Origin of the sequence: Chloroflexus sp. MS-G, from assembly GCF_000735195.1 — a bacterium.
Lineage (GTDB): Bacteria > Chloroflexota > Chloroflexia > Chloroflexales > Chloroflexaceae > Chloroflexus.
Genome location: NZ_JPIM01000144.1, coordinates 1 through 9,585, shown reverse-complemented (window position 1 = coordinate 9,585; position 9,585 = coordinate 1). Strand labels below are relative to the sequence as shown.

Here is a 9,585-nt window from a genome sequence, read left to right as displayed (position 1 = left end):
GCGCGGGCCGCGCAGCGAGATATTGTCAAACCGGTCGAGACGGATGTCCCTCTTCACGCACCTGGGTGCGCGGGCCTCTGGCCCGCCTTCGTTGATATGCGGATGGAATCTTCTGGTTAGCGCATCGAGACATAATCACCTCCTGAGCTAACGCTTGCAGGGTCTGGGTTGAGAAGCCGCCCTACGATACGCTGGCGATATACGACGAGCGAAGTGTGGCATAGGGAGACCGCTGGCGGAACAGGAAGCTGCACACCGCGGCACGTACTGCGAGTATGATCAAAAACCTGGATGTTGATGCGATTCTCCAATGGCATTCCAAACGATAGGTACCGGATCGTTGCGGATAAGAACCGTTGGCAGGCAGGGGATGCGTCGCCCTTTCGCGATGGGAGGGGTGTGCAACGTCTTCCGTCCCGGTGCTGCGGCGCACGGCTGGCGCGCCCTCCCCTTCCCCTGCCCCCCTTCCGCTCCCCGTGTGGGAGCGGAAGGGGGGGACGTGGGGGGCTGGCGCGAACGCATGGTGGCCCGCGCACGCAATGGTCGTATATGCACGGTACGAGCCTCATGCAACATCCGGGTTTTTGATCAGGCTCTGAGAAGAGCGGGTCTCGCCGTTGCCGCTGCCGTTCCCCTCTTCCCTTTGACTTAAACGACTATGTGCTATGGCTTTGACAGGCCATGAAAGCGAATCTATAATCAACTATAGGGGCTACCGAATGGTATGACCCTTTCGTCTGGGGTCTGTTACTCTATGCTTTCCGATCAGTCTATTCTGCAGAACTTACGTCGAACTGTTGTTGCATTATTCACGCTGTACCTCTTCATTTATCCGTTTGCGATTGTCTTGGTAGCACTTGATAAAGTGCCGGTATGGGGGACATGGATGGGCGGCGCACTCCTGATTTTACAGGGTGCGCTGATAGGGTTTTGGTTGACGATACGGTATCGCTGGTGGGGAGCAACGGCTGCCAGTTTGATTTTGGTGATCTCGTGGGCAGTAGAACATATTGGAGCGACAACCGGATTCCCGTTTGGAAGCTACACCTACACCGATGTGCTCCAACCGCAAGTGCTGGGTGTTGTCCCACTGGCTATTCCGTTCGCATGGTTGCTCATCGTGGTGGCAGCAGTCGGTGTGGCCGAACGCATTCTAAACCGTGATGGGAAGCCGATAAATGACCGTCAGCTTCATTCAACACGAGTGCTAACCGCAGCTTCATTCGCACTCTTGCTCGATGTCACCATTGAACCATTTGCCGTCTACATCAATCGTTACTGGGTCTGGTCGAATGCCGAAAGTGGTTTCTATTACGGTATCCCGGCATCGAACTTTGTGGCCTGGTGGATCACCAGTCTGTTGTTGTCGTGGATTCTGTTGTACCAGCGCCGGGCAGCCGCACACCGTGGCTATACCCCACTATCATTTATGACCTGGCTGCCACCACTCCTTTATCTTACGAACCTCACGATGTTTGTGGTCGTCAATCTGGCCCGTGGTCAGGTCTTACCGGCGCTCATCGGTGGTCTGATTATGCTCGTGCTCGCAGGCGATTGGCTGCTGCCGCGGCTGGCCCGTCGTCTGCGCCGCGTCGCCGAAACCAACCTCTAACCGCATCCCAGGTGCGGTCAATTCCCCAGCGTCCGTTGAGCAGCGGCTGGAATCGTCCCAATCGCTGCTCAATCACATCGGCTCGCAGTTTGTCAACCGCAGCCGTCAGGCGGGCAGCCACATCACTCCGGATCGCTTCAATATCGTCCCGGCTGGCCGGTGGGTGAGGTGGGCCAACTTGAACAAAGGCGTGCGGCCATTGCTGACCGAGGAATTCGTAGCGCAGCGCAATTGGGCAGAGGGTCACATCGCCAACTAGAGCCGCAATTCGGGCAATTCCTGGGTAAATGGTGAGGGGACGGTAGTCGTTTGCTTCGATCCGCCCCTGCGGGAAGATATAGAGTGCCCGATCACGCCGTTCGCGCAACAGATTGGCGGCATAGATCTGCGCACGCTGTGCATCGTCGGGATCACGTCGTTCGATAGAAAATGCACCGCACCAGGTAAAGAAGCGGTAAGCACGCAGTTGGCGTTCTTCCATCATCAGATAGCTATCGAAAGCACGGCGCATAATAGCGCGATGGATCAGCATCAACATGTACCCATCCCACCACGCCGAATGATTAAGGTAAAAGATATATGGGCCACGACATGGATCGGGGCGAGGACCGTATTGGGCAAACCAGACGTGATCAAAGCTCCGTTTGAGCGCCGGCCGGGCGAGGATGTAGTAGATCGCTTCATCGGCGATCCAGATTTTGTTGGCAGGAATCCGTGGCGTGATCATAGCAATAGACAATTTCAATGAGGCAATGCGTTCGGTGCGAGATTGGCGCGGGCAGTAGCGTATGCTGCTTGCACAGACGTTACCGGTGGCGGGTCGTGATCGGCGAGCGCGTGGGCAGCGGTTATAATCAGTCCACAGGTTGCCGTTACCGCCTGGAGCTGGGGAAGAACAGCGCGAGCATGCTGACCAATAGTGACCAATAGAGCATAACGACCGCTGATGCCAGCGGTGTAAGTGGCGCGCAAGAGGTTGTTAAGGCGATTCGGTAATTGCGGTGTAGTTGCCGGTGCAACAATAATGATCAACTCTGCATCGCGCATATCGGCAACGACGTCGGCGAGAAGCCAGTCGGGCTGATCGGATGGCAATCTGCCCAGGAATGCCGCTCGCTTCACCGGTGGTAACGCAGCCAGGAGCTGGTTCAGAATCACCGGCGCCGGATCGTCCTCTTCTGTGCTGCCACAAATACCGAGGGTAAAGAGATAGCCGTCGTGCATAGATACCTTCTATCAGAGCAATACCTTATCATGTTCGGTTGGGCCATGCGATAGCTCCAGCGTTGATGCAGCCTGATCGGATTCAACCCACGGCGCGAAAAATCGTTCAATCGCCTCTCGTGCAGTCTCAAGACTGGTGGATGTATGTACGGCCACGCGCAAATGATTACTTCCGGGCAAACCGATGTGAAACTGGCCGATTAACTGCTTGATCTTATTGAGTGCCAGGCGTTCGGGGAGCTCCTCGGCGCAAATCATCATGTATTCGATCAGCAGATTGCGCTTATCGGCCGGTGTTGGTACAAATGGTGTTACACCACGTCGGAGATCGGCGATCTGCCGAAAAATCCAGGGATTAGCCATCGCCCCACGCCCGATCATCACGCCGTCGGCTCCGCTATCACGCAGACGGATCAGCGCGTCGTGAGCGGTTGTGACATCGCCACTACCGATCACCGGAATAGAAACCGCCTGCTTAAGCGCCGCTACACGCGACCAGTCGGCCTGACCTTTGTACCCTTGTTCACGGGTGCGCGGGTGAAGCGTGATGGCAGACACTCCTGCCGCTTCTGCCCGCTTGCCGGCTTCGATAAAGTTGAGCTGCCGTTCATCCCAACCGGCGCGGAGCTTAAGGGTAACCGGAATCTGTACCGCTGCCCGAACTGCCCGTAGCAGTCGTTCCATTTTGGGCAGATCACGCAACAGGGCCGAGCCATGCCCGCCGCCGGTGACTTTCGGTGAGGGACAGCCACAATTAATATCGATAATATCGGCACCTAGTTGTTCGACCACACGCGCCGCGTTGGCGACGAGATCAGGATCATTGCCCGAAATCTGCATCGTCAATGGTCGTTCTTCGGGCAGGTAGTCGAGCAGCCGGTGACGGCGCAGCGCTTTGGGGCTGACACTGGCCGCGTTAGTCATTTCAGTGCTCACCAGACCGCAGCCGCCAAGTCGCAGGATCATGCGCCGGAAGATACTATCGGTGACTCCCGCCATAGGAGCGAGAATGATATTTGGTTCGATCCGGATATGCGCAACGTTGTAGGCGGTTGGGAGTTGCGCAATCTCTTCAGGTGTGATCTGATGCTGATGGCTCATATCGAATCTGATGCTCTCTCACGAATGTCGGCATGCAGGAAGGCCATTGGCCTTTGTTTGCTCAAGACCTGTTTCCAAGACTGTCGAATGGATAGGGCAGGCCTGTCGCCTGCCCACTTTAATTATAGCAGAAGTCTGGCAGAGGTGTAAGGGTCGTATAAAGGGGTCAACATTCTTACCTGACATGGCAGCAGTGTGGAGCGAGGGGGAACAGAGTGTCTCCCAACCTATCCGCAGCACGCACGTGCCGCGACGGACTACGATAGGTTGGGAATCTGTCTCTTCGCTCTCTCTGCTCACCTCTCGTTTCTCACTCCCAACATCAGACAAAATGTGCGAACACCTGATTGCCAAGCATCCGTCCTCGCGATGTCAACCGTACCCGTTGCTCATCACACTCGATCAATCCCTGTGCACTGAGCTGGTCGAGCGTTGAGCCGTACATTTCACATAATGATCGACCGACACGAGCAGCAAAATGGGCAAAGCCGACCCCGATGTCGAGGCGCAGACCCATAAACATCGTCTCGGCCGCTAGATCGTCGGTAGTAAGCTGAATTGTCTCTGCGATGGGGCGGCGACCAGCCTGTACTGCGGCAATATAGCTATCGATTGACCGTAGATTGGCGTAGCGCTGCGGAAAGACGTGACCATGAGCACCGGCGCCAGCGGCAAGATAGTCGCTGTTAAGCCAGTACGCCAGGTTGTGCTGACAGGCCAATGCCGGAGGTGCATCTGGCCGGTCGGTACCGACGGGCCGTACCCAGTTTGAAATTTCGTAGTGACGGTATCCAGCCTTGGCGAGCATCTCTATCGCCAACTCATACATTGCGCCGGTCAGGTCATCGTCAGGTACGCGCAAGCGCCCCGCAGTAACCTGGGCATAGAGCGGTGTATTTTCTTCCAGAATAAGAGAGTAGAGTGCGATGTGATCGACATCCCAAGCGATGATCTCGTTGAGTGTCGCTCGCCATTGGGCCAAATCCTGCCCTGGCAGGCCGAAGATGAAATCCAAGTTGATCGAATCGAAACCAACCGTGCGGGCATCCTCAAAGCTGGCCCGCGCTTCGGCAGCGGTGTGAATGCGGCCGAGCATGCGTAATGTCGGGTCGTGCAGACTTTGCACACCCATACTCAACCGATTCACACCGAGACTGCGCACATCGCGCAGGTAATCGCGGCCCAAGACGGTACCGGGGTTAGCTTCAAGCGAGATTTCGGCTGTGTTGAGCGGGATTATCGTATCTGCTGCCTGGAGAATGCGTTCGATCTGTGCAGCGGACAGCATACTCGGTGTACCACCACCAAAGAAGATAGTGGGCCGCAGCGCAGCCGCTTCAGGCGAGACCGGTAGCGGTGGCAGGTGATCGCGCAACATCGCCAGCTCGTGGCAAAGTGCGTCAACATACGCCTCAATTCGGTGCTCCATATTTGCGTAAGTGTTGAAATCGCAGTAGGAGCAACGCCGATGGCAGAAGGGAATATGGATATAAAGGTGTCGCATGCGTTATCCGATCAGAATTTGCTCTTCGGGGTATGTGACCGGTTGCGGTGCAGTGCTCTGGCGGGCGATGGCGGTAATGATCGTTAGCGCTCCCAACCGCCCCCAAAACATTACTGCGATGATAATCAACTGCCCGAAGGTATTCAGTTCACCGGTGAATCCCAATGTAAGACCGCAGGTAGCAAACGCTGAAACTACTTCAAAGACAACCTGATCGAGGGTGGCATCATGGGTTGCCACAATCAGCCACGACGCGAGCAAGACAACGAACAGCGAAATGGTTAAGACTGCAGCCGCACGACGCACCATCCCGGTTGCCAGACTCCGTCCACCAAACTGAGCGGTGGGCAAACCGCGAGCGTAGCTCCACAACGAGATGGAAAGCACGGCAAAAGTACCGGTTGTAATCCCACCACCCATTGAAGCCGGGGCACAGCCGATAAACATGAGGGTAATCAACAGCAACTGACTGGCCGGTGTTAACGACTCAAAGTTGTCCATCCCCGAAAAACCGGCAGTGCGGGCCGAGATAGACTGAAACAGTGACACAAAAATCTGCCGGTCAAGCGGTTGACCGTGGAGGCTGCCATCGCTATCGAATCCTTCACTGAGCCAGAGACCCAGTGCTCCCAGACCAACCAGCAAGCCGACGACAATCAGTGTAATACGTGTGTGCAGTGATACTTTCCGTTCGCGAGCGTATGAGATAAGATCGGCGATCACGGGGATGCCAAGGCCGCCGGTGAAGATCAGAACACCCATAATAAAGAGCGTGATACTGTCGCGCGGAATGCCATTTTCAAAGCCAGGCGTACCGGTGAAAAGGTCAAATCCGGCGTTACAGAAGGCCGATACTGCATGAAAAAGTGCAAAGAAGAAGGCCTGTCCTTCACTCAGTCGCGGATCAGTCCGCCAATGCAGGTAGAGGAGCAGTGCGCCAATCGCTTCAATGGTCACGACCGTAATCAATACTCGCCGCGTCAAGGTAACGATAGCCGCCGGTGAGAGCAGCCCGAGCGAATCGCTAAGCGCGATCCGGTCGGTGAAACTGATCCGGCGACCGAGGAGACGGAAGATAATCACGGCGACGACCATGAATCCAACGCCGCCAATCTGGATCAGCAGCATCAGGAAGATTTGCCCCATCAACGAAAGGTCACGTACTGGCGTAATGATCGACAATCCGGTGACGCTAAGCGCCGAAGCTGCTGTGAACAAGGCTTCCATAAAGGTCAGCGGTCGGGTACTGCTGACCGGGAGAAGGAGCAGGAGGGTACCAATTGCGATCAGCAAGGCCAGGCCACTCACCAGTCGAATTGGTGGCGGAATCGGTTTTCGCCGCAGTCTGGTCAGATTGCGGCTGGTTGCAAGCGTAGTCATGACGACAAATCGCAGAATGTACTGATGCTCGAATCGGCGCCGATGATCAAAATCCGGTCATCACGGCTGAACACGTAGTCTGGTGGTGGGGTCACGATCATCTTCCCGTTGTGCTTCACGGCCAGGACATTAATGCCATAACGCCGACGCAGGCCACTCTGCATCAATGTTTGTCCAATCAGCGGCGCAGGTACTTGCACTTCTGCCACGCTAAACCCAGAGCCGAGGTTGAGATGTTCAAGGACGTGTGGTTCTGAGAGTTGCCAGGCTAGGCGGGCGCCGGCTTCGTGTTCGGGTAGCACTACCATATCGGCGCCGACTCGGGTTAATATGTATTTCTGTCGTTCATTGAGCGCCTTGCAAACAACCCGCTTAACCCCTAGGCTCTTGAGGGCAACCGTCGTCATCAGATTCGCTTCAAATTGCGAACCGATAGCAACCACAACCGTATCAAATGACATAATGTCAACTGCACGCAGTGCATCCTCATTGCTCGAATCAAGTGCTACGACCTGAGTCATCTGATCGGCCAGTTGCTGCACAATGTTCGGATCACGGTCGATTCCCAGCACTGTGTGCCCGCGCTCAATTAGACTAAGCGCCACACTGCGCCCAAAACGGCCAAGGCCGATAACGGCAAATTCGAGCCGACTTGGCTTACGTGCCATCGACTCTTCCTCCTGTATGCAATTATGCCAGCCAGTAATGGCTATCAGCTATATTGTACCGCAGATGTCGGATAGAATAGAATAATGTTGCTCTTTTCGCTCGCTCTTGCATAACATGAACTGACCGTTTATACTTGCCATAACACGTCATAATCAGGGAAAGAGCTTGATATGAGCGTGGATACGACAATTGTCACTAGCCCTGTTGCACCCACCCCGCCCGACGAGCGACCGCCACTTAATTCGGGCGACCGCTTGACTAGGGCTGAGTTCGCTCGACGCTATCAGATGCACCCTGAAATTAAGAAAGCTGAATTGATCGATGGGGTTGTTTACGTGGCTTCACCAACTCGTCATCGGCAGCACGGCAAGCCGCATGGCCTGCTTGTGGGATGGATCATCACCTATGCAGCAGCAACTCCGGGAGTGGATTTCAGCGACAATGCGACGGTGCGGCTCGATCTGGAGAACGAGCATCAACCCGATGCTCTCTTACGCCTTGAACCAAGGCACGGGGGGCGTTCGCACGTTACTACCGAAGACTACATCGAGGGGCCGCCTGAACTGATCGTCGAAGTTGCCGCCAGTAGTGCTGCTTACGACCTACACGACAAGAAGCGCGTTTATGCGCGCAGCGGTGTGTGCGAGTATCTGGTCGCGCAGGCGTATGAGCGTCGGGTGGACTGGTGGGAACTGCGCGAGGGGGTGTTTACCCCACTGCCGCTCGCAGCCGATGGTACGCTGCGCAGTCGCGTCTTTCCTGGTTTATGGCTCGACCCGGCGGCATTGTGGGCAGGGGATGCCGCTGCGCTGCTCGCTGCGCTCCAGCGCGGTCTGGCCGATCCCGAGCACGCCGCATTTGTCGAGCGGCTGCGTATGACTTCCGGGAGCGCTCCGGCATCGTGAAGGGAGAGACGATGAGCGTGGATACGACAATTGCCACTAGCCCTGTTGCACCCACCCCGCCCGACGAGCGACCGCCACTTAATTCGGGCGACCGCTTGACCAGGGCTGAGTTCGCTCGACGCTATCAGATGCACCCTGAAATCAAGAAGGCTGAATTGATCGATGGGGTTGTTTACGTGGCTTCACCGACTCGTCATCGGCAACACGGCAGACTGCACCTGCTCTTGGTTACCTGGCTGGGTGTGTATAGTGCCGCAACACCGGGTGTTGACGGCAGTAACAACGCGACGGTACTCCTCGACTTAGAGAACGAGCATCAACCCGATGCTCTCTTGCGCCTTGAACCAAGGAACGGGGGGCGTTCGCACGTTACCACCGAAGACTACATCGAGGGGCCGCCTGAACTGATCGTCGAAGTTGCCGCCAGTAGTGCTGCTTACGACCTGCACGATAAGAAGCGCGTCTATGCTCGCAGCGGTGTGTGCGAGTATCTGGTCGCGCAGGCGTATGAGCGTCGGGTGGACTGGTGGGAACTGCGCGAGGGGGTGTTTACCCCGCTGCCGCTCGCAGCCGATGGTACGCTGCGCAGTCGCGTCTTTCCCGGTTTATGGCTCGACCCGGCAGCATTGTGGGCAGGGGATGCCGCTGCGCTGCTCGCTGCGCTCCAGCGCGGTCTGGCCGATCCCGAGCACGCCGCATTTGTCGAGCGGCTGCGCGGGGAAGATGCGGAGGATCGTCAGAGAGGCAGTGAAGGTCGCTAGATATATTCTGTGTACGCCATCTGGGGTGAGTTCGCTCTTATACCAATCCTGTCTGCGACAAGCAGGTATCATTTTTCCCAAATGTATGCGTCAGTTCATAGTACTACGGATGCCTTGCAGCGATGGAGGAACGCCGATGGCCGACCCGCCGTATGTCGATGGGATCACCTAATCGGCTACGGTAGCGCCGTTCCCCCACGCGCACCCATGGTCTCTCAGAAGGGGCGGTTCACGAACCGTCCATACCCCATTGGCGACTGTGCGGGTGTCGCATCATTCGGATGCACCGATTCCCATTCCAGCGGTGGGCTATGTCCTTCGTTTGTGGTGGGGGTAATGCCAGCCCCACACCGCACAAGGCGGGCCGGAGGCCCGCGCACCCAGGTGATGGTGGGGCGGGGAGCGCACAATAGGATGCAAACGTTTAAC

The 9,585-nt window shown here is 56.4% G+C and carries 10 protein-coding genes; 3 read left to right on the top strand and 7 right to left on the bottom strand.

What is annotated here, in order from left to right; all coding sequences use genetic code 11:
- Window positions 1-724 precede the first annotated feature (724 nt).
- On the top strand, window positions 725-1,612 hold the full coding sequence (locus JE47_RS0118155; protein ID WP_236631297.1) for a carotenoid biosynthesis protein: 888 nt from the start codon (window positions 725-727) through the stop codon (window positions 1,610-1,612).
- On the opposite strand, the gene JE47_RS0118150 is transcribed toward JE47_RS0118155, so the two are convergent.
- From JE47_RS0118150 to JE47_RS0118125, 6 genes are all read right to left on the bottom strand, one after another.
- A complete protein-coding gene (locus JE47_RS0118150; protein ID WP_031461112.1) occupies window positions 1,533-2,339 on the bottom strand; it encodes a lysophospholipid acyltransferase family protein in 807 nt (268 codons plus the stop codon). The two genes, JE47_RS0118155 and JE47_RS0118150, sit on opposite strands and share 80 nt — an antisense overlap.
- Window positions 2,340-2,353: 14 nt before the next feature.
- The gene (locus tag JE47_RS0118145) at window positions 2,354-2,836 is read right to left on the bottom strand and encodes a hypothetical protein (protein ID WP_031461111.1); all 483 of its coding nucleotides are present in this window, start codon (window positions 2,834-2,836) and stop codon (window positions 2,354-2,356) included.
- Between the two features lie 12 nt (window positions 2,837-2,848).
- Window positions 2,849-3,937: a tRNA dihydrouridine synthase DusB gene (gene dusB, locus JE47_RS0118140; protein WP_035419900.1), complete on the bottom strand. Its 1,089-nt coding sequence runs from the start codon at window positions 3,935-3,937 to the stop codon at window positions 2,849-2,851.
- Between the two features lie 322 nt (window positions 3,938-4,259).
- A complete protein-coding gene (gene hemW, locus JE47_RS0118135; protein ID WP_031461109.1) occupies window positions 4,260-5,441 on the bottom strand; it encodes a radical SAM family heme chaperone HemW in 1,182 nt (393 codons plus the stop codon).
- 3 nt (window positions 5,442-5,444) lie between these two features.
- Entirely contained in the window at window positions 5,445-6,821 is a 1,377-nt protein-coding gene (locus JE47_RS0118130; RefSeq protein ID WP_031461108.1) for a TrkH family potassium uptake protein, read from the bottom strand.
- Window positions 6,818-7,489, bottom strand: a complete 672-nt coding sequence (locus tag JE47_RS0118125) for a potassium channel family protein (RefSeq protein ID WP_031461107.1) — start codon at window positions 7,487-7,489, stop codon at window positions 6,818-6,820. Before JE47_RS0118125 ends, JE47_RS0118130 begins: the two co-directional genes overlap by 4 nt.
- A gap of 171 nt (window positions 7,490-7,660) precedes the next feature.
- Between JE47_RS0118125 and JE47_RS0118120 the strand changes: the two genes are divergently transcribed.
- Window positions 7,661-8,395: a Uma2 family endonuclease gene (locus JE47_RS0118120; protein WP_031461106.1), complete on the top strand. Its 735-nt coding sequence runs from the start codon at window positions 7,661-7,663 to the stop codon at window positions 8,393-8,395.
- Between the two features lie 11 nt (window positions 8,396-8,406).
- Window positions 8,407-9,156, top strand: coding sequence for a Uma2 family endonuclease (locus tag JE47_RS0118115; protein WP_051871204.1), 750 nt, complete (start codon window positions 8,407-8,409; stop codon window positions 9,154-9,156).
- Window positions 9,157-9,371: 215 nt separating this feature from the next.
- Here JE47_RS0118115 and JE47_RS22300 read toward each other — a convergent pair.
- On the bottom strand, window positions 9,372-9,585 hold a 214-nt coding region (locus JE47_RS22300; RefSeq protein ID WP_236631296.1), incomplete at its 5' end, for a hypothetical protein.

Bases quoted from the DNA above. Each gene is read 5' to 3' on its own strand.
- JE47_RS0118155 (WP_236631297.1), top strand. From the start codon at position 725: ATGACCCTTTCGTCTGGGGTCTGTTACTCTATGCTTTCCGATCAGTCT.
- JE47_RS0118150 (WP_031461112.1), bottom strand. From the start codon at position 2,339: ATGATCACGCCACGGATTCCTGCCAACAAAATCTGGATCGCCGATGAA.
- JE47_RS0118145 (WP_031461111.1), bottom strand. From the start codon at position 2,836: ATGCACGACGGCTATCTCTTTACCCTCGGTATTTGTGGCAGCACAGAA.
- dusB (WP_035419900.1), bottom strand. From the start codon at position 3,937: ATGAGCCATCAGCATCAGATCACACCTGAAGAGATTGCGCAACTCCCA.
- hemW (WP_031461109.1), bottom strand. From the start codon at position 5,441: ATGCGACACCTTTATATCCATATTCCCTTCTGCCATCGGCGTTGCTCC.
- JE47_RS0118130 (WP_031461108.1), bottom strand. From the start codon at position 6,821: ATGACTACGCTTGCAACCAGCCGCAATCTGACCAGACTGCGGCGAAAA.
- JE47_RS0118125 (WP_031461107.1), bottom strand. From the start codon at position 7,489: ATGGCACGTAAGCCAAGTCGGCTCGAATTTGCCGTTATCGGCCTTGGC.
- JE47_RS0118120 (WP_031461106.1), top strand. From the start codon at position 7,661: ATGAGCGTGGATACGACAATTGTCACTAGCCCTGTTGCACCCACCCCG.
- JE47_RS0118115 (WP_051871204.1), top strand. From the start codon at position 8,407: ATGAGCGTGGATACGACAATTGCCACTAGCCCTGTTGCACCCACCCCG.